Raw genomic sequence first — 24,648 nt, 5'->3', positions numbered from 1 at the left:
TCTTTAAAAAGGTATCTTACAAGATTTCAACTTCTGCCATTTTATCCCATTTATTCATGTATTAAATTTTATAAGAGTATGAATAAAAAAGATATGCCGTTTACTATTATAGCAGATGATGCTGTGCATAAAAGCACCAAAAAACAGCTTGTCGTATTTGTTGTGGAAGAAACACAAAGAAGCGCGAACTACTCACTAAATGGATATACAAAAAACGAAACAAATTTTTACACAAAAGAGCAAAATGTTATAAGTTTTAGTGAATTTTACTCGTGTGGGACTGCAACAGCGGTTAGTTTGCCTTGTATGTTTTCAGATCTTAAAAGGGGTGATTTTGATATCGCAAAAGCAAATAGTAGGCAAAATTTGGTTGATGTAATTTCAAGTGTCGGCATAGATACATTTTGGCTTGGCAATAATAGTGGTGGATGCAAGGCCGTATGTGACAGGCTTATAAAAGAAAATGTAAAAGAGTATAAGGCTATAAATTTTGATGAGGTGATATTTAAAGATGCGATAGATATGATAGAGAAAGCCACGAATACTACTTTCATTGTGCTTCATGTGCAAGGCTCGCACGGACCTATTTATTTTAAAGAGTATCCTGATGAATTTAGACGGTTTACGCCTACTTGCGATACTGCCGAGCTAAATAAATGTAGTATAGAGGAGATACAAAACACGTATGATAATACTATTTTATATCAAGATTTCTTGCAAAGTGAGCTCATAAAAGCGCTAAAAAAACGTGAAAATGAGTTTGAAACGGCTATGTTTTTTATATCTGATCACGGTGAGAGTTTAGGCGAAAATGGCGTGTATTTGCATGGTTTGCCATATGCTATAGCGCCAAAGTATCAAAAACATGTGCCTTTTATCTTTTACTCAAACAACAATGCTGTAAATAAACGCCTTTTAGTTTTAAAAGATGCGCAATTTTCGCATGATTATATTTTTAGCTCGGTTTTGGGATATTTGGGGATAAAAACTGCTGGTTATGAGAAAGAATTTGATATTTTTAGCAAGTATTAAACGATTTAAGAGGCAAGAAATTTGCCTCTTTGTATATCTTGTTTGATAAATGCCTTTTGTTTCTTTCACTATCTTTTATGTTACCTGGATATTGAATTTGCTCATTAAGTAGCTTAACTTAAATCAAACTATCTCGCCATGCATGTCTTTTTAATGACTCAATTAAAATTACACTTGCTTAAATTTAACACATGGTTGATATAGTTCGTTTGGCATCTCTTTTATAATCTATAGTAGTCTACCTCTCTTTATCCTCCTTTGTTACCGACGTTAGCCGTACAAGGCTTGGCAGAAGGAAATTTTTAAAATCATCCATTAGCGAATAGACCACCGGCACGAAAACAAGGCTAAGTAGCGTTGAAGCGATAAGCCCGCAGATAACTGCCACCGCCATAGGTGCGCGAAGCGCCGCCCCAGAGCCACTTGCAAAGACAGCCGGAAGCATACCCGCTACCATCGCGATAGTAGTCATTATGATAGGGCGTGCCCGATCCTTACCTGAGTTTATGAGAGCTTCTAGGCGCGCCATACCGCCAGCTCTTTTTTCTATAACGAAGTCAACAAGCAAGATAGAGTTTTTCGTAACTATACCCATTAGCATTAAAATTCCTATCACAGCGGCAAGGTCGAGTGCGGCTTTATAGGCTAGCAGACCCGCTATCGCTCCGCCGATGGAAAGAGGCATCGCGACTAAGATAGTAAGTGGCTGCAAAAAGTCCTTAAAAAGTAGCACGAGCACGACAAAGACCATCATCACGCCAAAGCCCATCGCCAGCCCAAACTGTTCAAACATCTCGTTCATATACTCAGCGTCGCCATACTCTGGCACTTTGACGCCTGCGGGCAAGTTTTTCATAACCTCTAAGGCGTTTATCTCACCTAGCACACCGCCTATCGTATAGCCTGATACTAGGTCGGCGTCCACTGAAATTCTCCGCTCTCTATCAAACCTCTCGATACTTGAAAGTCCCTCGCCGTAGCTTAGAGTTGCCACCGTGTTTAGCGGCACGACTGAGCCATCCGTGCTATCCACTCTAAGCGAGCGCAGTATCTCTATATCGTTTCTAGCCTCCTCTTTTAGAGTTACACGTATAGGGATCTGGTGGTCTGGTAGGTTAAATCTAGCCGATGTTCCGCCCGTGTCGCCCACCGTTGCTATGCGGAGCAAATCGCCCACGGCTTGTGGTGTTACCCCTCTTTTTGCCGCCTCATTAGCTAGCAAGCTTACTTGCAGCTCGGTCTTTGCTAGAGGTGCGTTTATCTGCGGGTTTGCCACGCCCTTTACCTCTCTCATCTGCGCTTTTAGCCTTATGGCTGTCTCTTTTAGTGTGGCTGGGTCGTTACCTGAGAGCATTATAGAGATGTCGCGCTGAGAGTATTCGTTGCTAAATGAAAATCGCATATCGGCAAATTTGGCAAGCTCCCCACCCAGCCTATCCTCAAACTCCTTTTGGCTAATACTTCGCTCATTATGCGGTTTTAGGCGCACGAGTAGCCAGCCTTTGTTCGTCTCGTCTCCGCCAGCACTCATAAAGACGTGGCTAACTTCCTCGTGCTCTCTGATGAGCTTGTCAAGCTCTCTAAAGCGAGCGTCAGTTTGCGCTAGCGTGCTTGATGGTGGTAGGGTGATGTTTATCTGTGAGCTGCCGATGTCTGCCTTTGGCACGAAGCCTGTGGGCAGAAGTGGGACGAGCATAAGCGAGAGGATAAAGAGTAAAACTCCCACCATAAGGCTAGTTTTACGAAATTTCAAAGCCATCTCAAGCACTTTTACATAAGCCTTTTTTATACTACTTTCACGTTCGATACTCTCTTTATGAGCGTGCGGAGCTAGTATGTAGGCCGCAAGTAGCGGCGTAGCAAGGCGTGCGACAAGCAAAGAGGCTAGCACTGCGACCGAAACTGTAACGCCAAACTGACTAAAATACTGCCCCACGACACCAGAGATAAAGCTAACAGGCATAAAGACCGCCACGATAGTAAGGCTTATGGCGATAACTGCAAAGCCTATGGCGTCGCTCGCGTCAAGGGCGGCTTTATAAGGGCGCTTGCCAAGCGATAGGTGTCGCTCGATGTTTTCTATTTCAACTATCGCGTCATTGACTAAGATACCCACAACCAGCGTAAGAGCTAGCAAGCTGATGCTGTTTAGCGTGTATCCTAGCATATCCATCACTGCAAACGCTGGCAGGATGGAGAGTGGGAGCGAGATAGCCGCGACAAGCGTAGCACGCCAGCTACGTAGGAACAAAAATACCACAAGCACCGTTAAAAACGCCCCTTCAAGCAAGGTGCTGATGGCTACGTTGTAGTTCTCTTTGGTGTTATCAACGAGGCTGTAAATTTCACTTATATTGATGTCTGCATACTGTTCGTTTAGGCTTTTTATGGCGTTTTGCACACCATTTGCCACTACCGTGTCGCTTGACCCACGGGCTCTTGAGACATTAAAGGCTAACACCTCTTTTCCATTTAGCCTAGCCTTGCTTCGCACCTCGGCGTGAGAGTCTATGATGTCAACAATTTGCGATAGCTTTACCCTACGCCCACCAGAGATAGCGATGCTAAGCTCCTTTAACGCCTCTAAGCTCTTGCTACTTGCTAGCACGCGGATTGACTGCTCTTGCTCGCTTAATATCGCTCTACCGCCCGCTATATTTGCATTTGTTTGCGCGATAGCGTTATGCACTTGCACGGCGGTTAGCCCGTAGGAATTTAGGCTGGCTGGGTCAAGTAAAACACGAATTTCACGCTTCTCGCCGCCTAGTCTGGTTACTTGCTACACGCCTTGGGTGGCTAAAAGTGCACGAGTGATCTCGTTGTCTATGAAGTAGGCTAGCTCGGTTTGGTCTAAATTTGGCGACTTGACAGCATAGTAGAGTATCGCTCCGCCCTCGGTGTCTAGGCGGTCAACGATAGGGCTATCTATGCTTTGTGGAAGTTCGCTTCTAATCTGCGAAACGGCATTACGCACGTCATTTACGGCTCTGTCGCTGTCCGTTTCTAGGGCAAATTCTACCGATGTAACCGACTGTCCCTCGCTGATAGTCGAGGTGATGTGTCTTACGCTTGCTATGCCTGCGACAGCGTCCTCTATGCGGCGTGTTACACTGTTTTCTAGCTCGTCAGGCGATGCGCCAGACTGCGTGACGGTTACGGTTACTATGGGGAAATTTACGTTTGGATCGGCGTTTATCGGTAGGCGGTTAAATGAAAGAATTCCAAGCACTGTAAGCACGAAAAATAGCACGATAACAGGGATAGGGCGGCGGATAGCTAGGGTTGAGATATTCATTTTGTCTCTTTAAACTCTATAAAATTTGGCTCCACGGTGTCGCCCTCGTCGATAAAAGCAGAGGCGCGAAAGACTACGACGTCGTCCGCGTTTATGCCATTTGTTATCTCGACTAGACCTCGCTGCTCCTCGCCTGTTTTTACCTCTTTTTTGTAGATTTTGTTGTTTTTATCTAGGACGTTTACGCTTTTTGTGCCGTTTGCTTCAAACGAGACAGCCGATAGTGGAAGTGCGAAATTTATGGCTTGTGCTGGCAAATCTATAACCGCACTTGCATAAGAACCAAGAGTTGCGTTTTGCTCGCTTGTGAGTTTTACATGCACCTTGCCAAGCCTTGTGGCTGGGTCTAGCTCTGGATAGATGAGGCGAATTTCGCCATCAAACGTTAGCTGCGAGTTTGTAAGGTTTATTAGCACTTTTTGGTTTGGTTTTAGAAGCGTTATTTCGTTTGTGTCTGCTTCTACTTCAAGCTCTAAAATGCTATCTTTTGCGATGTTAAAGAGTGCGTCTGAATTTACAAGCGCTCCGGTGACGGCTGATTTTTTGGTGATTAGCCCGCTAACGGGTGCTTTTAGCTCGGTTTTGTTTAGCTGGTGAGCGCTGTTTTCTATCGCCGCTTTTGTTTGATCTATTTGTGCCTTTGCGGACTTTATGTTTGCCCTTGTGGTGGCTACTTTTGCCTCTTGCGCTTCGTAGTCTTGCTTGCTTAGGGCGCTATTTTTTGCAAGATTTTATATCTCTCAAATGTCGAAAGTGCTTCTTTTAAAGTAGCTTCTTGTGCCGTTAGTTCCGCTTCCAGGCGCTTTAAATTTGCCTTGTTTTGTTCTAGCTCGGACCTTGCGCCCACATTTTCTAAATAGGTTAAAATTTGCCCCGATTTGACATTTTCGCCAGCTTCTACTTCAACCGATAAAATTTGCATACCTTGCAAGGAGCTTGCCACCGCCACATCATCACGCGCTTTAAACGTGCCGTAAAGTCGCAAGCTTTTGGTAAATTCCACGCTTTTTGCTTTCACTACGTTTATTTTAGCAAGCGGTTGATCCATATTTTTTGCCTCATCGCTAGAACAACCGGCGAAAAATAGAGTTAAAAAGATAGCCAGAAATATAATTGAATTTCTCATATATAGTCCTAAAATTTACTAAAATAGGGCTCATTATAGTCAAATTTAAGACTATTGTCAATTTCTTGCATTTGGTTTTATAAATTGCTACAATTCTTGTAAAGCAAAATATAGGGCTAAAAGATGAATAAATTCGACATTTTAGGTAATTATAATACGCAAATAGAAGATTCAATCGAAACTTGTATAAAAAACGTAGGCTTTAGCTACAACGAGTTTGCGCTTTTTTATACTGTATATTTTAGCAATGATGGCAAATGCACGCAAAAACAGGTAAGCGATGAGTGGTTTTTGCCAAAGCAAACGGTCTTTAATATCTGCAAAGAGTACCGCGAAAAGGGATGGATAGAGCTAGCTCAAAGTAGCAAGGATAAAAGGGAACGGATAGTGTGCTTAACGTCGCTTGGCAAGACGCAGGTTGAGCCCGCGATGGTTAAATTTATAAAAATAAATGAGAGTGCATTTAGCAAATTTGGCGAAAAAAAGAGCGCTAGACTATTTGCTTTACTTGATGAATTTAGTGATATATATAAAAAGCAAGTTGACAATATGAGTCCTCAATAGTTTTCACACTTAATTTTTTGTTAAAATTATGCTTTATATCAAAGGAAAACACGTCATGTCGGAGAGAATTTTTAATAATATAAGAGAAATTTTAAGCGCAAACGGTGCGAAATTTCGTGTGATAGAGCATGAAAAAGCAGGGACGAGCGAGCTTGTAGCAAATGTCAGAAAAAGTGTCTTAGCTCAAGGAGCAAAGGCCTTGCTTTGCACGATAAAGACGTCAAATTTAGATGAATTTGTCGGCTCCAACATGCCGACTTCTCTTTTGCTTGATAAACATTTAAATGTAAAATCCGGTAGATTTCACGTTTTAGCCGTATTTCCAGCAGATCACAGCGCAAATTTAAGTAAGCTAGCAAACGCACTTGGCGCAAATAAGGCATCTCTTGCATCTCCGGCCGAGGTTGAGATCTTGGCTGACTGCGTCTTTGGTGCCGTGCCTCCTTTTAGCTTTCATGAGCAACTTATGCTTGTGGTTGATGAAAATTTATTTAAAAGATATGACGAGATAGCGTTTAACGCGGGGCTTCTTGAGCGCTCTATCGTGCTTAATGTTAAGGATTACGAGCGTATAGCCAAGCCTAGGGTGATAAAATTTGCCGATAACGTAAGACGCGTAGGTAAATTAAGCGTGATGCCTATAGGGGTTGATTGTACGCAAATTTTGAGAATGGATCAAAATGAGGCGATAAATTTTATATGTAAAGCTTGTGAGACAGGGTATGACCTGTTTGATATACCAAGCGGAGGTGAAAGTCTTGCAAAAAAGGCGTTTGAAGATAGTAACGGAAGTGTAAAATTTGCTTTAAATTTGCCAATAAATTTAAATACAAACGAGATAAAATTTAAGATAAAAGAGGTATTAGACATCTTAGGAGTTTCTTGTGTCAAGCTTTGCTTTTTAGACATAAATAGCGATACCATAGAGAAAGCGACGCTTATGGAGGAGCTTGTTAAAGATGGCTTGGTGGCAAACTGGGGAGTTTATGAGACTGGTTTTGATAAGCTCAAAGAGGTTTGTGAGATAACCCAGGTTAGCGCGATAAAAGCTTTGCTTGAGCCAAATACCCTTAAAGAGCTTAAGATATCGTCTTTATGTAAGATAGATCAAAATTTCATAAACTCGCAGAATTTAAAATTTATAAATTTAGCCAAATTTTATGCCGCACAAAAAGATACAACAAAAGAGATGATAATACTCTCATGGCTAACAAGCAGATCGACTGATACTTTGCCTATGTTGAATGATTTAAATGTTATAAAAGACGGCTTTAATGCGCTTAAAATAGGGCTTAAATTTGATGAAATTTTATCTTTGAACGAGGCTTTTAGAAGCTAACATTAAAACTAATAAGGTTTTAATGTTAGCCGTTTGTTAGTAGTAAATTTTGTTTGTCTTTAGGAAGTCGCGTAGGTCTTCGTATTCGTTATTTGCAAAGTAACGCCACTTACCTTCTTTTAAAGTTCCAAGCTCTACACGTCCGAAACTAACGCGTTTTAAGTCCATAACTTCAAGGTCAAAATATCCAAAGAAACGTCGAAGCTCTCGGTTTTTACCCTCGTTTATCATAACGCGAAGCTTTGTATATCCGCCACTACTTCCAAATATATCAAAGGCTACAAATGGGGCAAATTGCATTGAGATTATCTTGCTTTTTGTATGAGCTCCTTTGCTTGCGTCAGCCGCGAAAAATCCCTCTCTCATCGCGGTTTTAACCTCTTCTGTGATCTCGCCTTTTACTTTTAGATAGTATTCACGCTCGATGTCGCTATTCATCAAAGCAGTTGCGATAGCCGGGGCGTCTGTTAGTAAAAGCAAACCCTCGCTAGCATAGTCAAGGCGTCCGATACTAACAAATTTTGAAAACCCGTGAGGTAGATTATCATATATAGTTTTTCGTCCACGGTCGTCTTTTTTAGTTACTAACTCACCTTTTTGTTTGTGGTAAACGATCATTGTAAAGTCTTTTTTGAGTTTTACAAAACGTCCGTTTATTTTGACCTTATCATCCTCGCCCACGCTAACACTCATATCACTAACAACGCGGTTGTTTAACGTTACCTTGCCTTGTTTGATAAGCTCATCGGCTTCACGGCGAGAGTAGTTTGTGTTGTGTGAGATGAATTTGTTTATACGCATTTTTTCCATTATTTTAGTCCTAAGCCAGTTAGGTCGTGTATATGTAAAACACCGGCTATCTTGCCGCCGTTTAACACGACTAGAAGTTGAATTTTATACTCTTCGATGATGCTAAGTGCATCGATAGCCAGGATATTTTCGTTATCCAGCACCTTTGGATTTTTAGTGGCGTATTTTATAGCTTGTTCGTTGATATTGAAATTTTCATCCATTAACGCACGTCTAAGGTCACCATCACTAAGTATGGCAACTAACACTCCGTCTTTGTTAGTTAGCAAGACGTTGCCTAGCTTACCGTGTGTCATCGTATCTATAGCGTTTTTAATACTAACATCTTCGCTAACGATAGGTAGGTTTTGTGTTTTCATGACGTCTTTAACTTTAACAAAAAGTCTTTTGCCAAGAGAGCCACCAGGGTGGAAATTTGCAAAATCCTCTGCTTTAAAATTTCTTTTTTGCATTAAGCAAACGGCTAAAGCGTCTCCTAATGCCAGAGTTAGCGTCGTTGAGGTTGTTGGAGCCGCATTTAAAGGACATGCCTCGCTAACGATATCAAGAGCTAAAACAACATCGCTAAATTTACCAAGCGAACTATCTAAATTTTTAGTCATGCCTATGATCTTTACGCCAAATCTTTTCACATGGGGTAAAATTTTAATTAGCTCGTCACTCTCTCCGCTAAAGCTAATCGCAAGAACCAAATCATCCTTGCCTATCATGCCAAGATCGCCGTGCATAGCCTCCGTAGGATGTAAAAAGAAGCTTGACGTGCCTGTGCTTGCTAGGGTCGCAGCGATCTTAGCGCCGATATGACCGCTTTTGCCAACACCCGTGATTATAACCTTGCCCTTGATCGAATGGATCAAATTTACGGCATTTTCTATCTCCGCACCTAGCTTATCAGCCTGTCTTAAAAGCTCATTGCCTTCTATTCGTAAAACTTCTTTTGCGACTTCGATTAAGTTCATATTTCATGCCTTACATTAGATAAATTATCGGAACGATTGTTGGATATTTTTTAACTTTTCTAAAGATGTGCTTTCTTAAGACTTGACGAATTTGACCTTCAAGCATTCTGTTGTCTTTTAAGAGTTCTTCTTTTACGTTGGTTAAAAACTGCACCAAAACCTCTTGCATCTCGCGACTAAACTCTCCGTCTTGTTTGTTTGCGACAAGTCCATAGCTAATAACGCGTGGTTTGCCGATTAGCTTTTGGTTATGGCTTGAAATTTGTGCGATTATCATTACTACGCCCGACTCTGCTAGGTTTTGTCTGTCGATGACAACATCGTCTGCGATTTGTTTATTGATCTGATTGTCTATAAATACCTTGCCGGTTTTTACCGTTTTGATACGTTTCATGTATTTTTGACAAACTTCTATTTGATCGCCGTCACTCATTAGATAGATGTTTTTCTCATCGACCCCACAGCTTATCGCAGTCTCTTTGTGCTTTGCTATGTGGTTGTATTCGCCGTGTACCGGTAGGAAAAATTTAGGCTTTATTAGCCTAACCATAAGCTTTTGCTCTTCTTGGGCGGCGTGTCCAGAGACGTGAATTTCACTAAAGTCTTGATAGGCAACTTTTGCACCGCTTTTGATTAAGAAATTTAGTACGGTCGATACGCTACCTTCATTGCCCGGTATAGCCTTTGAGCTGATTATTATCTGATCTGTCGGTTTGATCTTTATGTATTTGTGTTCGTCGGTCGCCATCCTATAAAGTGCGCTCATAGTTTCGCCTTGACTTCCGGTGGTTACGATAAGCACCTCGTCGTCTTTATATTTACCGACTTCGTTTGCGTCGATAAAAATTTTGCGATCAAGTTTGATATAACCTAGCTCCATCGCCGTAAATAAATTTCGCTCCATGCTTCGTCCGATGACACAAACTTTACGGTTGTATTTTAGTCCCCACTCTATAGCCTGATAAACACGGTGGATGTTAGAGCTAAATGTGCTCATTATCACACGTCCTTTTGACTTGGCAAATATCGCGTCAAATGTCTTTCCGACGCTGCTTTCGCTCTTTGTAAAGCCTTCTCTATAGCTATTTGTGCTGTCGCTCATCAAACATAAAACACCTCTTTCGCCGTAGTGAGCCAGGCGTCCAAGGTCGCTAGGATAGCCGTCTATCGGAGTGTGATCTATCTTAAAGTCGCCGGTGTGGATTATTGTTCCTGCCTTTGTTGTTATGGCAAGTGCGCTTGCGTCAATGATAGAGTGTGTGATATGTATCCATTCTACCTCAAATTCACCTATCATGTAAGGTTTTCGCTTTTCAACAGAGCGAAATAGCGAGCGTTCGCTTTTTAGACCATGTTCCTCAAATTTATTGTTTATCATACCAAGCGGAAGCGGAGTGGCATAGATAGGAAATTTAAACTCTTTAAAAAAATAAGGAACAGCACCGATATGATCTTCGTGCGCGTGAGTGATGATGATGCCTGCGATCTTGTCTTTTATCTTTCTTACGTAGTCAAAGTCCGGGATCAAGATATCAACTCCGTGCATACCTTCATTTGGAAAACTCATGCCGATATCTACTATGATAGCCGAGGTTTCGGTTTCAAATATCGTCATATTGCCGCCGATCTCGCCAAGTCCGCCAAGTGGGGTTATGCGGATCTTGTGGTCGCTTGAGTTTAGATATTTTAGTGGTTCAAGTATTAATTCATGTGCAGCTTCGTTTGCTTGCATCGCAGAAGCTATGTCTTGCTGCCAGGGTTCGTTACCGCTTAGTTTTGCAGGTAAATTTCGTTTGATCTTTTTCTTTCTAGCTTTTTTCTCACCTGTTTTTTCGACCTCGTTGTTAGTGTTAGCGGCTGGTTGGTTAGTCTCTTTTTTTACATTTTTGTTAGCTTCATTACTAACTTTTGGAGATTTTTTATTAGTGTGTTTGTGTGGTTTTTTACTGGCCAATGGCGCACTTTCGGTATGTTGCTCTTCGTTACCAAACGGAGCTGCAAAGAAATTATCTATAACGCTTTGAGTTTGTGAGCCGTTAGTAGCTACTAATGCTGTGCTTTCGCTGTTAGTTTGTTTGTTTTTGTTTTTTGGACGGAAGCGTCGTTTTTTATTTGTTTTTCCGCTACCCGTTACTTCGTTGTTGTTTTCGTTCATTATCTGCCTTTATTTGTTTGTAAATTTCTAAATACAAGGCGACATTTGACTCGTGAGGACGTAAATTTGTATTTAAATTCATCTCTAAAAAGAGTTGATTTAATAAATTTTTATCAAATCTTGAGCTTAGGTTTTTAAGTAGAGTTTTTCTGGGGGCGCTAAAACAAATCTTTAGAAATTCCCCAAAGTTTTTATACTCGCTTAAATTTTTAAATAAACCAAACTCTCCTAAAAGTTCATGACTTTTAGTTATTTGCAAAACTGATGAAACAACCTTTGGCTTTGGCTCAAAACACTCCGGTGCTACGTCAAACAACAACTCACAAGAGCCGTTTAAATTTGCTAAAACTCCAAGAGCGCTAAAGTCGCTATCTTCGCCCTTACAGGCAAATTTAAGTGCGACTTCTTTTTGTGTCATGGCTATTACGCCTACGCAAAGTTCGTCTTGTAAGGCGGACAATATCATCTTTGTGGCAACATAATATGGAAGATTTGCCACTAAAATATATGGTTTATCGCTTAGGCTTTGTTGCTCTCGCCACGCCTCATTCGCATCTTTGTTTATCAGTCTAAATCGTCCCTCTTTGACTTCTTTTTGAAATTTTTCATTCAAGATCGGCACTAGCTCATCATCTATCTCATAGCTTGTGAGCAAAAAGCCGCTATTTAAAAGCCAAAAGGTCAAATCACCCAAGCCAGGCCCAATCTCAACTACGTTTTTATTAAAATTAGGTGTAGTTTCGTTGGGAATCGCTTTGATGATCTTGCTTAAAACGCCTTGATCTTGTAAAAAGTTCTGTCCAAATTTCTTTTTTGCTTTTATCATCACTTTTCCTAAATAACGGGCGATTATAACCAAAAAATACTTATAGCAACATTACTTGTTGTATTTAATGGCTTAGTTTTAATATTTAGGTAGTATAATTTTAATAAAGGATTTCAAAATGTATGCGATAGAAGTTAAAAATTTAACCCATTTTTACGGCGAGAAATTAATCTATCAAAATTTAAATTTTAGCGTAAAAACAGGTAATGTATTTGGTATTTTAGGTAGGAACGGCGTTGGCAAAAGCACACTTATAAATATACTTATGGGCTATATCAAGCCAAAGAGCGGCGAGTGCAGGGTGCTTGGAGAAAATAGCTTTGAGTTAAGCGCTAAAACAAAGCAAGATATAGCTTTGCTTTTTGAGGGATTTGTTAGTTATGATCATTTAAGTATCGCAAGATACGAGGAATTTTTGAGCTCATTTTATCCAAATTGGGATAGTGTGGTTTATAACGATCTGGTAAGGCTTCTAAAGTTAAACAAGGATCAAAAATTAAGCTCGATGTCATTTGGTCAAAAGTCGCAAGTCGTTCTTGCTTCGCTTTTTGCGCAAGATGCAAAAGTGCTTATTTTTGACGATTATTCTATGGGGCTTGATGCAGGTTATAGACGACTTTTTGGCGACTTTTTAAAGGATTATTTAGACGGCAAGGACAAAACCGTCGTTATAACAAGCCATGTTATGAGCGATCTTGAAAATTTGATAGATGAGTTTTTGATCATAAAGCGTGGTGGAGAGATTTATCAGAGTAACATGGGTGATTTTATGTCAAATTTTCATGTCTATAAGTTACCAAAAGAGTTAAATTTAAATGAATTTGACTTTAAAAATATAGATGAATTTAAACATCATAAAATGGCATACGGTTTTGTAAATTTAGATGGTTTTGAACCGATGAATGCAAGTTTTGAAGATAAATTTTTAGGTTATGTAGGACTTTATGAATGAGAGCGATATTTTTAAAAGAATTTAGCCGTTTATGGCTGTTTTTGTCGGCATTGTTTGCTGTTTTGGTACTATTTTTTAGTTGGTTTAGTTTTGATTTTTTCTTTAAATTTAACGCTATCCACCCAGAAGCCGTTATCTGGTATCAATATGTATTTTTTGAAAATGAACCCGAGCGACTAACGCTTTTTGTTGTCGTTAGTACCTTTGTTAGCGTTGCGTTAGCGCAGTTTTTACCTCAAAGAAATCGCATAAAATGCCTACTTTATTTGCCGATTTCTAGTTTTAAAATTTTACTTTGGCACTATCTTTTTGCATTGTTATACTTTGTGTTAGTTTGGTTGGTTTTTGGGCTTTGGCTGCTTGTTTTGTCGGTTAAATTTTATCCTGATGTTATTAGTATTTATGTGCTTATAAACTGGAGCTATTACTGTTTTTGCGGTGTTATAATTTATCTTTTTGCAAGTGCGATCTTACTTGATATGTTTGTTAGACGAGCAGCGATATTTGGAGTTGTTGCTGCTTTGGTTTGTGTGATTTTGATATTTTATATAAATAGCTTTTTCTTGCTTGTCGCCCTGGCATTTTCAGGCATTATTTTTGGTTTTAATGCACTTTTATCACATAAACAAATATCATTAAAGCTAGTTCCTTTTTTTCTTGCCTGCGCCACAGTTTCATTGGTTTTATCGATAGGGGGATATGAAATTTTTAAAGATAAATTTGCCGATAAAAGTGAAAGGTATTATATATTTTACTCGCCGAGTTTAAAAGAATTTATCTATCAAGAAAATTTAGGTGGTCATTATTTTGCCTATAAAAGCGTTAGCGGTAAGGTGTTTCAAAACGAACTAGATTATAAAAATGAGCTAGCATTTAACTACTTTATGGACTTAAAACAGCAGGGAAAACTACCTGTAACTATAGATGGAAAAACATATAGCGAAAATGAAATAAGAGCCTCCAGGATGTCTATGACATTAAGTCAAAATGAGGCAAATCCGCCAAAGATCCCTCTGTATCCACTCTTTAACCCAAATCCTAAAATTTCAAACATACCCTCAGCTGAAGATATGCTTTACTTTGGTAAAAATGCTTTAACGCTTTATCATCACGACGGCGAAAAAGATGAAGAGCTTACGCATGTTTTTAATCAAAAAGCAAAAGAACTTGATGTGAAATTTCCCGTTCAAGGTGTTTTTGGGCGTTTTACAAATTTAAAGATATTTGACGAGGGTTTATTCTTTAAAGATGCGAAAGGTGATTTTTATAATATCAAAATGTATAATAATAAGCTAAGTTTTAAAGCTGTTTCTAGCTTAAAAAACTACGAGTATTTACACATCGTAGAAAATGATAATACCGACTTTTTAGGTCTTGCTTTTAAAGATGGCAAGATATACTTTTTTGATAAAAATTATGTTACTTTAGACACAAGTGTTGATGGTTTTGAGCTTGGCAAAATGAGGCTTAGAGTCGGCTTTGATCCTAAATTTATACAGATAAGGCTTGATGACGGCGATAGTTATAAGGCTTTTGTTTTTGATAAATTTAACCTTGAAAAGCTGGGAGAAGCGCAGTTAAAACGGTAAAAGCTTATTAAGCGAAATTTGGATAAAATCACTAAAATTTAAATAAGGTGTTTCATGCAACATTTCGCAAAACGTATTATTCCTTGTCTTGACGTTAAAGACGGGCGCGTGGTAAAGGGTGTAAATTTCGTAGGACTTGTTGACGCAGGCGATCCTCTTGAGGTTGCTAAACGTTATAATGACGAGGGTGCCGACGAGCTTTGTTTTTTGGATATATCTGCCACACATCAAGGACGAAACACCATGGTTGATGTGGTGGCAAAGATCGCTAAAGAGCTTTTTATACCACTTACCGTAGGGGGCGGGATACGCACGGTTGATGACATATCACGTCTTTTAAATGTCGGATGCGATAAGGTTAGCTTGAATTCGGCTGCAGTGCATGAGCCAAATTTGATCAACGAAGCTGCTAAGAAATTTGGCTCGCAATGTGTTGTTGTTGCTATTGATATCAAAAATGTCGGAAACTCTTACAACGTCTTTATAAACGGCGGTCGTATAGACACGTGTAAAGATGCGTTTGAGTGGGCTAGAGAAGTAGAAAGGCGTGGAGCAGGGGAGATACTGCTAACGTCGATGGACAAAGATGGCACAAAAGATGGTTATGACATATATCCTACCAGCAAGATGAGTAGCGAGCTACAAATCCCTATCATCGCAAGTGGCGGAGCAGGAACAATGGAGCATATAAAAGAGGCATTTTTAAACGGCGCTGATGCCGCATTGGCTGCCTCGATATTTCACTTTAGACAGATAGAAATTTTAGAGCTAAAGCGTTATTTGTCGCAAAATGGAGTAGAGGTTAGACTTTGAAAGAGGGGTGCTTGTTTGTCTGTGCTGGAGAAAGCGAGAGCTTTGACTTTGCCGTCCCTGTTGGGATAGGGCTTGTAGATAGCGCAGTAAGACTAAGTGAAATTTTGGCTCAACTTACGCTATTTGACGAATTAAAAAGTTTAAAGGTTTCAGATGAAATTCTTCATGATTTGCTTGCTGTGGAGTATAGCAAGTGTGAAATTTTAGCCAAATTTTTAGAGCCAAATGTAAAGAAGCAAAAGAATTTCTTGCCAAACGAGATCATCTTCATAGGCTCGGCAGGACTTTATAAAAATGGTGAACTGTTTGAAATTTTCGAAAGTCAAAATGCTGCAAATATTGAAATTTCACTACTTGACGATAAGTCTTATGTGCCTGTTCCACAAGAGGTTTTTAATGATGTTTCACGCGAAACATTTATAAATTCTTCAAATTTTATCACCAAAGATACTTTAAGTGCCAAAAAGCTTTTTAAGCTTGGCGCATATGCTGAAAATATGGAATTTTACTCTATTATGGCAGTCGCAAAGAAATTTAACATCCCAGCAAAAGGCATTTTTATCGCGACAAATTTTTGTAACGCAAATGCGCATAAGGACTTTATGCATAACCACTCGCTTGCCAAAGATATGCTTTGCGAATATTTAGAACACAAAGGTTTGATTTGAAAAATATACTTGACTATACGCTAAAAGAGCTAGAAGAAGTTGTCTCTCCCAAATTTCGAGCTAAGCAAATTTATGAATGGATATATAAAAAGGGTGCAAATTCGTTTGATGAAATGACAAATTTGCCACAAGAAATGAGAGAAAAGCTAAAAAGCGAATTTGTTGTTGAGCCACTGAAGTGTGTAAGATCTGAAACAAGCTCGGACAAAAGCGTTAAATATCTCTTTGAAGCAGCTGACGGGTCGCGCATAGAGAGTGTCTTGCTTCCTATGAAAGAGGAGCTAACGCACGAAGACGGCGGCATAAAGCGTCATGCTAGATATACGATCTGTGTTAGTTCTCAAGTTGGTTGTCGCATGGGCTGTAGCTTCTGTCTTACGGCAAAGAGTGGACTGACAAGAAACCTAAGCGCTGGTGAGATAGTAGGTCAAATTTTATGGATAAAAAAGGCAAATAACATACCTTACGAGCGTCGTATAAACGTAGTTTACATGGGTATGGGTGAGCCGCTAGATAATCTAACTAACGTTGCAAAAGCCGTGCATATCCTAAAAGAAAACGACGGTTTAGCTATCGCTCCACGTCGCCAAACGATATCAACTAGCGGTCTTGCAAGCCAGATAAAAAAGCTGGGTGATTTAAATTTAGGCGTGCTTCTGGCCATCTCGCTTCACGCGACTACAGACGAGCTGCGCACGAAGCTCATGCCGATAAACAAAGCATATAACATAGAAGCTGTTATGCAGGCGGTAAGAGAATTTCCTATAGATATGAGAAAGCGGGTGCTTTTTGAGTATCTTGTCATAAAAGATCTAAACGATAGTATAAATGATGCTAAAACCCTTGTAAAACTGCTTCACGGTATAAAAGCTAAAGTAAACCTCATATATTTTAACCCTCACGAGGGAAGTCAGTATGGACGTCCTGAGCGCGAAACTATGATCAAATTTCAAGACTACATGGCAGCACACGGTGTAACTTGCACTATAAGACAAAGCAAAGGGCTTGACATCTCTGCTGCTTGCGGTCAACTAAAAGAGAGAAGCAAAGAAGATGTAAAAGCTAACGAAAAATCAACTAACGCTAGTGATAACTCTGCTAAATTTAAAGCCCAAACTACTACCAGCAAATCAACTAGCACTAACAACCCAAGAGGTAAAAATGAGCTTGCTTGATATAGCTCAGCTAGTATTTATAGTAGCAGTGGTGCTAGTGGGGCTTGTTTTTATGCTAAAAGTTATCAAGGAAGAGCGCTAAAATTTATATCATTTTTGCCGATATTATTATAAATTTGATTGAGGTGTAAAATGAGAATAGATAGCTATATTGTGGATATGTATTCTAACTATCTCAGCTCAAAAAACGAGCTGGGCGTCTCTTTAAAAACTACTAACACAACACAAGATAATTTCACAAATGAAACTGACATTAATACCAAAAAACCAGAAATATCAAATAAAATTTCTACTAACACAAATGCTAACCAAGAGTATATGTTAGCTAAAATAAGCTCAAATATAATAAAGGTGTTGCGGGACGCAAGGGATGAAACGAAAGAGCTTTCCACAACAAATATGCTAGATACGACCATTTATGAAAGTAGCGAAACAGAAGAGCTAAAGATAAAAACAAAAGCTGTTGTAATGGCTGACGGCAAACAGTTGGAAGTCGATCTTGATCTAATGTTACAAAGAAGCTTTTTGCGAAGCATAACTCTTTTTGATGTTGTATCAAAATTTTACGATCCGCTTGTCATCGCTCTTGATGGAGGTATGCCGAGTATAAAAAACGATAGGATAGCTTTTGATATAGATGCAGATGGAGAGGTAGATCAGATATCGCGTCTTGGAGCAAATTCCGGTTTTTTAGCTCTTGACCTAAACGAAAACGGTGCTATCGATGACGGATCGGAGCTTTTTGGCACACGAAGCGGAGATGGTTTTGTCGATCTGGCTAAATTTGATGATGACGGCAATGGCTGGATAGATGAAAATGATGAAATTTTTAACAAGCTTCGAATTTGGCAAAACAATGATGACGGTAAAAGGTTGTTGGCTCTTGGAGAGGTTGGTGTGGGTGCGATATTCTTAGGAAGCGCGCAAGGAAATTTCAGCTTTAAAAATGATATAAATACTGAAATGGCAAAACTAAGGAGCACGGGTTTATTCCTTTTTGAAAATGGTCGCGCAGGAGCTATCGCACAAATAGATTTTGCTAAGCGAGATGAAAATGATTTACTTGAACTAGGTGCTTTAAATGGACTAGGTGATACATTAGAGGGTTTTGGAGGCAGAGATACCTTTGCTTTTATAAGCGATCAAGTGGGAGAGCAAAAAGAAGACGATAAAAAATTTAAGCCCATAAAAGGCGAAAGTAAAAATACACAAACTTACACATATGAAGATAAATTTAAAGAGCATTTTTTCAAAGAGCTTTTAAAGGCCGATAGGGAAAATAGCATAAGAGTTATAAAACTAATGGAAAAAGCCGAGCAAAAAGTTGACAAAACAATCTAAAAATAACTCGTCAAGCACAGTAAAGAATTTTGTGTGTGATTTAAATTTTAGCTAATCTATAAAACTCTTCATACGTGTTAAATGTGCTCTTCAAATTATAAATTTTGCTGTTAAATTCAAATGAAATTTCATCAGCATGAAGTAAAAGTCGATTAGCTCCAGTTAAGGCAAAACGCTCCGCCTCACTCATCTCGTTATCCAGTATCTTTATCACTTCATCGCGACTTAGCCCATAAAGAGGCTCACCTAAAATTTTATGTTTCTCGTGAAACAAATGCAATCTTATCTGGTGCTGGCGACCTGTTAAAGGATAACATCTAAGTAAGCTTGCACCAATATCTTTAAAGTATTTTACTAACTCAAATTTAGTTATCGCACTTTTGCCGTCATCGCAAATTTTCATGCGAGTCTTGACATCATCGTAGTTATCAGCTAGATCCATAGCTTTATCGACCGTAAAATTTTTAGCTGTTTGCCCCACAACCATTGCAAGATAGGACTTTTTTACTGCTCTTTCTTCAAATAGCCTTTTAAGTTCTACCTGTGTTTTTGGATTTTTAGCGACAACTATAAGCCCGCTCGTTTCGCGGTCAAGCCTATGTGCAACCGCGGCTTTTTTGCCAAAAAGATGCCAAATTTCATCATTTAGTGAGTATTCGCAGTGTCTGCCGTTTGGATGACTAAGCACACCACTTGGTTTGTCAAATACCGCAAATTCTTGCGTTTCAAATATCGGCATGAGCCCGCGTGGGTTGCACTCATACTCTATCAAACTTACATTGCCAAATAAAACGGCATTTTTCTCTCGCACAACTTCCCCGTCACAAGCCAACCTTGCCCTATCTATCAGGCGTTGAGCCTCTCCCATTTTGTATCCCAACGAGAGTAAAATTTCATATGCTTTTTCGCCGTTTACATTTTTTATAAATTTGTTTATGTAAGCCAAAATTTATCCCATATCATCTAGCTAAAATTATTTAACCGCTATTTTAGCCCAAATTTTATATAATATTTCTCCAAAAATTATACACAAAAAGAGGACAAAATGGTAGAGCGATATTCAAGAAAAGTCATGAGCGATAAGTGGAGTATACAAGCAAAATACGACGCTTGGCTAAAGGTTGAGCTAGCTGCTGTTAAAGCGTGGAACAAACTAGGCTTTATAAGCGATACAGACTGCGAAAAGATCTGCAAAAATGCTAAATTTGATGTCGCTAGGATAGATGAGATCGAGCGCACGACAAAGCACGATGTTATAGCATTTCTTACGAGTGTAAGTGAGAGCCTTGGAGAAGAGAGCCGTTTTGTGCATTTTGGTATGACCAGCTCTGACTGTATAGATACGGCTGTTGCGTTGCAGATACGCGATAGTTTAGAGCTTATAGAGGCTGATGTTAATGAGCTTTTAGGCGCTTTAAAAACTCGCGCTTTAGAACACAAAAACACATTAATGGTCGGCAGAAGTCACGGTATCCATGGTGAGCCTATAACTTTTGGCTTAGTCGTAGCTATCTGGCATGATGAGATAAAACGTGCATTAGAGCTTTTGCAGCACGCTAAAAAAGTCATAAGTGTCGGCATGATAAGTGGAGCTATGGGAAATTTTGCTCATGCGCCACTTGAACTAGAAGAGTTTACTTGTGCTCAGCTTGGTCTTGGTGTAGCGCCTGCTTCCAACCAAGTCATCCAGCGTGACAGATATGCACAAGTTTTAAATGCGATCGCCATACTTGCTTCAAGCTGTGAGAAGATCGCTGTTGCCGTTCGCCACTATCAACGCACCGAAGTTTATGAGTGCGAGGAGTATTTTAGCCCTGGACAAAAAGGATCAAGTGCAATGCCGCACAAGAGAAACCCTGTGCTAAGCGAAAATGTCACAGGACTTTGCAGGATGTTACGTGCATATGCCCTACCTGCAATGGAAAATGTCGCACTTTGGCATGAGCGCGATATCAGCCATAGTTCGGTTGAGAGATTTGTTTTGCCTGACGCGTTTATAACGGCAGACTTTATGCTGTCACGCTTAACGGGACTTATCCAAAATTTAGTTGTTTATCCTGAAAATATGATGAAAAATTTAAACCTAACAGGAGGTCTTGTTTTCTCTCAGCGTGTGCTTTTGGAGCTTCCAAAACGCGGAATTTCGCGTGAGGACGCATATAAGATAGTTCAAAGAAACGCTATGAAGGTCTGGGCCGACTTGCAAGAAGGAAAAAAGGCGATAAACGAAAACGGCGAGAGCTTATATCTGCAAAATTTACTAGCCGACGCAGAACTAAGAGCAAATTTAAGCGAAGCCGAGATCAAGGACTGCTTTGATTACAATTACTACACAAAAAATGTCGATAGAATTTTTAAAAGGGTTTTTGCAGAGTAGTCTAAACTCTTAGCAAATAAAAGACACGATAAATTTAGGAAAACTTACACGCCGAAATTTATCGTGTGTGTGTTTTAAATTTTTAAATTCTTATATCTCCTGACACAAGGACTTTGATGCTAAATGCAACTTATACTATCACTTTATTGATCGGTTCAAATGTATTTATGACGCTTGCTTGGTATGGCCATCTTAAATTTGGCACGCAAAATTTGGCTTTGTTTTGGATCATTATCATTAGCTGGGGGATAGCTTTTTTTGAGTATTGCTTGCAAGTTCCGGCAAATCGCATAGGCTTTAGCGGCAACGGAGGTGCTTTTAATTTATGGCAGTTAAAGGTCATTCAAGAGGTGATCTCATTAAGCGTCTTTTGCGTATTTACATTGCTAGTTTTTAAGGGCGAAACTTTGCGACTAAACCACATTATAGGTTTTATTTTTCTTATTTTAGCTGTTTATTTTATCTTTAAAAAATAATACGTTTTTGATAAGGTTTTGCGCCAATGTGTTTTAAATTTACTCACATGAGCACAAAATAACTGCTTAGTGCTACAAAATCTTTACAAATTTATCAAAAAATTTTATAATCAACGCAAAATTTACATTATACAAGGATTATAATGAGATATCCCATGCAAAAAAGGCTTTATAAAAAACGTTAAAAACTTGATATTAATGTTTGTATTTTGCATGGTTGCAAATCTCATCAAACTCGTTGCCTATCTTATCGGGCAGGAGTATTATAAATTTCATTTTAGTTTACGAAAATCCGGTTGTCACCCACCTTTCTAATCATATTCTCTTGAGCGATTTTAAATGATTTTTGTTTTTTCTTCCTTGATAGGCTACATGCCTTATCTGCAGCCTTGAAAACTGCAAAAACATTTAAACTCATCTCAAGATAACACGATTATAAAATTTTAAATAAAATAATAAAAATATAAATTTTAAAGGAATTATTATGATAAAAAGTTATGTAACAGGGTTTCCAAGAATCGGTGAACAAAGAGAGTTAAAGCGTGCATTAGAGGGCTTTTGGAGTAAAAAAGAGGGCTTTGATAACGATCGCCTTCAAACCACAGCAAAGACGCTTCGCGCTAGACACTGGGCGTATCAAAAAGATGCTGGCATAGAGCTAATCTCTAGCAACGACTTCTCATTTTATGATCTTATGCTTGATACGATTTTCGCACTTGGTGTTATTCCAACTCGTTTTGCGAAATTTAGCGGTCAGGAGCTATACTTTGCGATGGCTAGAGGTGCTGACACTGCTGTGGCTATGGAGATGACAAAGTGGTTTAACACAAACTACCACTACATCGTGCCTGAGCTAAACAAAGATAGCAAATTCGCACTAAATGCTGACAAAATCATTGCTGAATATAAAGAGGCTAAAGAAAACGGCGTAAAAACTAAGATAAACCTAATCGGGCCTATCACCTTTCTAGCGCTTTCAAAGACGACTGATGATAGTTGCGCGTTTTGCCACCTAGACACTGTGGTAGCAAAGTACAGCGAGCTTCTAGAGCAAATTTCAAAGCTTGATGATGAGGTTATCGTTCAGTTTGATGAGCCGATATTTGTAACCGATAAAGATGAAAAATTAGCTCCTAAAATCGTGCCTGTGTATGAGAAGCTAACAAGTGTGGCAAATAACGTTAAAATCGTATTTATGACATATTTTGAGCACGCGCTAAAAGCGGTAAATGAAGTAGTAAAAACTAAAATTTACGGTCTTGGTCTTGACTTTGTTTATGGCGAAAGAAATATTGAAGCTCTTGAAATCATCAAAAATAGCAACGTTAAGCTATTTGCCGGTGTGGTAAATGGTAGAAACATATGGAAAACCAACATCGATGAGAGAGTAAAATTTGTAAAAGAGATCGAGGCAAAACTAGGTGGCAAGGACTTCTACGTAGGCTCATCTTGCTCGCTTCTACACGTGCCATTTACTCTAAAATATGAGGAAAAACTAAACCCAGAGATAAAGAGCTGGCTAAGCTTCGCGGTTGAAAAACTAAGCGAAATCTCAATCATCACAGCACTTGCAAACGGCAAAGAGCTATGCGAAGTGGGCGCGAAAATTTATGCTGAGAACAAAGCTAGTGCAAACTCACGTGCAAACTCAAGCCTAATCCACGATAAAGCGGTGCAAGAGCGCGTGTCAAAACTAACAAAATTTGAGCGTGAGATGAGCTTTGAAGAGCGTATAAAAGTGCAGCATAAAGCCTTAAACTACGGTATCCTGCCAACCACTACGATAGGCTCTTTCCCACAAACTGTTGAGCTTCGTGTGCTTCGCCAAAATTTCAAAAAGGGCGAGATAAATGAGGCAACTTACAACGACGGTATCAAAAAATATATAGATGAGTGCGTGAAATTCCAAGAGGATTGCGGTCTTGACGTGCTAGTTCACGGTGAGCCTGAGAGAAACGATATGGTCGAGTACTTTGGCGAGCAGATAAAGGGCTATGCGTTTAGCCAAAATGGCTGGGTACAAAGCTATGGTAGCCGTTGTGTTAAGCCACCACTTCTATTTGGTGACGTGAGCCGTCCAAATCCGATGACTGTGGAGTGGATAAGCTACGCGCAAAGCAAGACAAGCAAGATAATGAAAGGTATGCTAACTGGCCCTGTTACTATCCTAAACTGGTCTTTTGTGCGTGATGATAAACCAAGAGCCCAAATCGCAAAACAGCTTGCACTTTGTATAAATGATGAGATAGCTGACCTTCAAGATGCGGGTATAAAAATCATACAAGTTGATGAGGCGGCGTTTAAAGAGGGCTATCCGCTAAGAGCTGAAAATATCGGTGCTTACGAGAAATTCTCAGTGGACTGCTTTAAGCTTTCAGTTAGCTCAGCACGCCCTGAAACGCAGATCCATACGCATATGTGCTACTCTGAGTTTAACGACATCATAAAAACTATCGAAGCGATGGATGCGGACGTTATCTCAATTGAAACAGCTCGTTCAGGCAATGAACTACTTAAAATTTTCAAAGCTGTTGGCTACAAACAAGAGGTAGGGCCTGGCATCTACGACATACACAGCCCAAGAATCCCAAGCGTCGAGGAGCAAGTAGAGCAGATAAAAGCGCTACTAGAAGTGCTTCCAAAAGAGCAACTTTGGATAAACCCAGACTGCGGACTAAAAACTCGTAAATGGGAAGAGGTCGAGCCAAGCCTAAAAAATATGGTTGAAGCGGTAAAAATCGCAAGAGCGTTATAAATTTCATGCGGAGATTTTATGCTGGTTGATAAAATTTTACAAAACAAGCAAGGGATCATGCTTTATGGCATGACTCCACCGCGTGATAACGTAGAGTTAAGCGAGAAGGAGCGTCTAGGAACGCTTCATCGCGAACGAGTGCAAAGTATCGGTTGTGACGGTGTTGTGCTTTATGACATACAAGACGAGAGCGATAGGAACGAAAGTGATCGAGTTTTCGGGCTTATCGAGCCGATCGTGCCTGAAATTTATTATCGCGACTGGATGAGGACAAGCGTTCCTGCGGTGATTTATAAGGTTGTGGGCAAGTATGATAGAGCGGAATTTGAGAAATTTATAAACGAGCTTTCGCCAAATTCGATATGCGTTTTTGTGGGTGCTAGTTCATCAAGCAAG

At 39.6% G+C, this 24,648-nt stretch carries 17 protein-coding genes and 4 pseudogenes; 13 read left to right on the top strand and 8 right to left on the bottom strand.

Annotated elements, in window-relative coordinates; translation table 11 throughout:
* Window positions 1-1,032: phosphoethanolamine transferase (locus CCAL9328_RS09885; RefSeq protein ID WP_170000547.1), on the top strand; the 1,032-nt coding region annotated here is incomplete at its 5' end.
* A gap of 238 nt (window positions 1,033-1,270) precedes the next feature.
* On the opposite strand, the pseudogene CCAL9328_RS09880 reads toward CCAL9328_RS09885, so the two are convergent.
* The 3 genes and pseudogenes from CCAL9328_RS09880 to CCAL9328_RS09870 all read right to left on the bottom strand — a co-directional run bounded on the left by CCAL9328_RS09880 (window position 1,271) and on the right by CCAL9328_RS09870 (window position 5,453).
* Window positions 1,271-4,327, bottom strand: a pseudogene (locus CCAL9328_RS09880) (efflux RND transporter permease subunit).
* Window positions 4,324-4,995 (bottom strand): annotated as a pseudogene (locus CCAL9328_RS09875) (efflux RND transporter periplasmic adaptor subunit); the annotation flags it as partial. The pseudogenes CCAL9328_RS09880 and CCAL9328_RS09875, both read right to left, overlap by 4 nt.
* Window positions 4,996-5,033: 38 nt before the next feature.
* Entirely contained in the window at window positions 5,034-5,453 is a 420-nt protein-coding gene (locus tag CCAL9328_RS09870; RefSeq protein ID WP_169972352.1) for an efflux RND transporter periplasmic adaptor subunit, read from the bottom strand.
* Window positions 5,454-5,576: 123 nt separating this feature from the next.
* On the opposite strand from CCAL9328_RS09870, the gene CCAL9328_RS09865 reads away from it, so the two are divergent.
* Together CCAL9328_RS09865 and CCAL9328_RS11310 are read left to right on the top strand one after the other, a co-directional pair.
* On the top strand, window positions 5,577-6,017 hold the full coding sequence (locus tag CCAL9328_RS09865) for a MarR family winged helix-turn-helix transcriptional regulator (protein WP_170000546.1): 441 nt from the start codon (window positions 5,577-5,579) through the stop codon (window positions 6,015-6,017).
* Window positions 6,018-6,072: 55 nt separating this feature from the next.
* Window positions 6,073-7,356 carry a YbaK/EbsC family protein gene (locus CCAL9328_RS11310; protein WP_170000545.1) on the top strand — a complete coding sequence of 428 codons (1,284 nt, stop codon included), beginning with the start codon at window positions 6,073-6,075 and terminating at the stop codon, window positions 7,354-7,356.
* 36 nt (window positions 7,357-7,392) lie between these two features.
* On the opposite strand, the gene CCAL9328_RS09855 is transcribed toward CCAL9328_RS11310, so the two are convergent.
* From CCAL9328_RS09855 to rsmA, 4 genes are read right to left on the bottom strand one after another with little or no spacing between them, the layout of a single operon-like run.
* Window positions 7,393-8,157 (bottom strand): pseudouridine synthase, encoded by a 765-nt coding sequence (locus tag CCAL9328_RS09855; RefSeq protein WP_169972364.1) that lies wholly within the window; start codon window positions 8,155-8,157, stop codon window positions 7,393-7,395.
* Between the two features lie 8 nt (window positions 8,158-8,165).
* On the bottom strand, window positions 8,166-9,125 hold the full coding sequence (locus CCAL9328_RS09850; RefSeq protein ID WP_170000544.1) for a KpsF/GutQ family sugar-phosphate isomerase: 960 nt from the start codon (window positions 9,123-9,125) through the stop codon (window positions 8,166-8,168).
* Between the two features lie 10 nt (window positions 9,126-9,135).
* Window positions 9,136-11,280: a ribonuclease J gene (locus CCAL9328_RS09845; RefSeq protein ID WP_170000543.1), complete on the bottom strand. Its 2,145-nt coding sequence runs from the start codon at window positions 11,278-11,280 to the stop codon at window positions 9,136-9,138.
* Window positions 11,249-12,106 carry a 16S rRNA (adenine(1518)-N(6)/adenine(1519)-N(6))-dimethyltransferase RsmA gene (gene rsmA, locus CCAL9328_RS09840; protein WP_169972356.1) on the bottom strand — a complete coding sequence of 286 codons (858 nt, stop codon included), beginning with the start codon at window positions 12,104-12,106 and terminating at the stop codon, window positions 11,249-11,251. Before rsmA ends, CCAL9328_RS09845 begins: the two co-directional genes overlap by 32 nt.
* 118 nt (window positions 12,107-12,224) lie before the next feature.
* On the opposite strand from rsmA, the gene CCAL9328_RS09835 reads away from it, so the two are divergent.
* The 6 genes from CCAL9328_RS09835 (at window position 12,225) to CCAL9328_RS09810 (ending at window position 18,644) form a co-directional block, all read left to right on the top strand.
* Window positions 12,225-13,058 (top strand): ABC transporter ATP-binding protein, encoded by an 834-nt coding sequence (locus tag CCAL9328_RS09835; RefSeq protein WP_211436850.1) that lies wholly within the window; start codon window positions 12,225-12,227, stop codon window positions 13,056-13,058.
* Complete coding sequence (locus tag CCAL9328_RS09830) at window positions 13,055-14,647, top strand: DUF4857 domain-containing protein (protein ID WP_170000542.1); 1,593 nt, start codon at window positions 13,055-13,057, stop codon at window positions 14,645-14,647. The genes CCAL9328_RS09835 and CCAL9328_RS09830 overlap by 4 nt, the downstream gene beginning before the upstream one ends.
* A 54-nt stretch (window positions 14,648-14,701) precedes the next feature.
* Window positions 14,702-15,460, top strand: coding sequence for an imidazole glycerol phosphate synthase subunit HisF (gene hisF / locus CCAL9328_RS09825; protein ID WP_169938060.1), 759 nt, complete (start codon window positions 14,702-14,704; stop codon window positions 15,458-15,460).
* Window positions 15,457-16,128 carry a purine-nucleoside phosphorylase gene (locus CCAL9328_RS09820; RefSeq protein ID WP_228026638.1) on the top strand — a complete coding sequence of 224 codons (672 nt, stop codon included), beginning with the start codon at window positions 15,457-15,459 and terminating at the stop codon, window positions 16,126-16,128. The genes hisF and CCAL9328_RS09820 overlap by 4 nt, the downstream gene beginning before the upstream one ends.
* A complete protein-coding gene (rlmN, locus tag CCAL9328_RS09815; protein WP_170000541.1) occupies window positions 16,125-17,303 on the top strand; it encodes a dual-specificity RNA methyltransferase RlmN in 1,179 nt (392 codons plus the stop codon). The genes CCAL9328_RS09820 and rlmN overlap by 4 nt, the downstream gene beginning before the upstream one ends.
* A 132-nt stretch (window positions 17,304-17,435) precedes the next feature.
* A complete protein-coding gene (locus tag CCAL9328_RS09810; RefSeq protein ID WP_170000540.1) occupies window positions 17,436-18,644 on the top strand; it encodes an SPM autocatalytic domain-containing protein in 1,209 nt (402 codons plus the stop codon).
* Between the two features lie 40 nt (window positions 18,645-18,684).
* On the opposite strand, the gene CCAL9328_RS09805 is transcribed toward CCAL9328_RS09810, so the two are convergent.
* Window positions 18,685-19,590 (bottom strand): pseudouridine synthase family protein, encoded by a 906-nt coding sequence (locus CCAL9328_RS09805; protein ID WP_170000539.1) that lies wholly within the window; start codon window positions 19,588-19,590, stop codon window positions 18,685-18,687.
* Between the two features lie 87 nt (window positions 19,591-19,677).
* On the opposite strand from CCAL9328_RS09805, the pseudogene purB reads away from it, so the two are divergent.
* The 4 genes and pseudogenes from purB to CCAL9328_RS09785 all read left to right on the top strand — a co-directional run.
* Window positions 19,678-21,021: pseudogene (gene purB / locus CCAL9328_RS09800) on the top strand (adenylosuccinate lyase); the annotation flags it as partial.
* A 116-nt stretch (window positions 21,022-21,137) separates the two neighbouring features.
* Window positions 21,138-21,497: a DMT family protein gene (locus CCAL9328_RS09795; protein ID WP_169972361.1), complete on the top strand. Its 360-nt coding sequence runs from the start codon at window positions 21,138-21,140 to the stop codon at window positions 21,495-21,497.
* A 484-nt stretch (window positions 21,498-21,981) separates the two neighbouring features.
* Window positions 21,982-24,252 carry a 5-methyltetrahydropteroyltriglutamate--homocysteine S-methyltransferase gene (metE, locus tag CCAL9328_RS09790; RefSeq protein ID WP_169972362.1) on the top strand — a complete coding sequence of 757 codons (2,271 nt, stop codon included), beginning with the start codon at window positions 21,982-21,984 and terminating at the stop codon, window positions 24,250-24,252.
* Window positions 24,253-24,270: 18 nt separating this feature from the next.
* Window positions 24,271-24,648: pseudogene (locus tag CCAL9328_RS09785) on the top strand (5,10-methylenetetrahydrofolate reductase); the annotation flags it as partial.

Source organism: Campylobacter sp. RM9328 (assembly GCF_012978615.1).
This window is presented reverse-complemented; position numbering and strand designations above follow the sequence as displayed.

What these genes read in the sequence shown, in the direction of transcription:
- CCAL9328_RS09870 (WP_169972352.1), bottom strand. Translation starts at nt 5,453, where the DNA reads ATGAGAAATTCAATTATATTTCTGGCTATCTTTTTAACTCTATTTTTC.
- CCAL9328_RS09865 (WP_170000546.1), top strand. Translation starts at nt 5,577, where the DNA reads ATGAATAAATTCGACATTTTAGGTAATTATAATACGCAAATAGAAGAT.
- CCAL9328_RS11310 (WP_170000545.1), top strand. Translation starts at nt 6,073, where the DNA reads ATGTCGGAGAGAATTTTTAATAATATAAGAGAAATTTTAAGCGCAAAC.
- CCAL9328_RS09855 (WP_169972364.1), bottom strand. Translation starts at nt 8,157, where the DNA reads ATGCGTATAAACAAATTCATCTCACACAACACAAACTACTCTCGCCGT.
- CCAL9328_RS09850 (WP_170000544.1), bottom strand. Translation starts at nt 9,125, where the DNA reads ATGAACTTAATCGAAGTCGCAAAAGAAGTTTTACGAATAGAAGGCAAT.
- CCAL9328_RS09845 (WP_170000543.1), bottom strand. Translation starts at nt 11,280, where the DNA reads ATGAACGAAAACAACAACGAAGTAACGGGTAGCGGAAAAACAAATAAA.
- rsmA (WP_169972356.1), bottom strand. Translation starts at nt 12,106, where the DNA reads ATGATAAAAGCAAAAAAGAAATTTGGACAGAACTTTTTACAAGATCAA.
- CCAL9328_RS09835 (WP_211436850.1), top strand. Translation starts at nt 12,225, where the DNA reads ATGTATGCGATAGAAGTTAAAAATTTAACCCATTTTTACGGCGAGAAA.
- CCAL9328_RS09830 (WP_170000542.1), top strand. Translation starts at nt 13,055, where the DNA reads ATGAGAGCGATATTTTTAAAAGAATTTAGCCGTTTATGGCTGTTTTTG.
- hisF (WP_169938060.1), top strand. Translation starts at nt 14,702, where the DNA reads ATGCAACATTTCGCAAAACGTATTATTCCTTGTCTTGACGTTAAAGAC.
- CCAL9328_RS09810 (WP_170000540.1), top strand. Translation starts at nt 17,436, where the DNA reads ATGAGAATAGATAGCTATATTGTGGATATGTATTCTAACTATCTCAGC.
- CCAL9328_RS09795 (WP_169972361.1), top strand. Translation starts at nt 21,138, where the DNA reads ATGCTAAATGCAACTTATACTATCACTTTATTGATCGGTTCAAATGTA.
- metE (WP_169972362.1), top strand. Translation starts at nt 21,982, where the DNA reads ATGATAAAAAGTTATGTAACAGGGTTTCCAAGAATCGGTGAACAAAGA.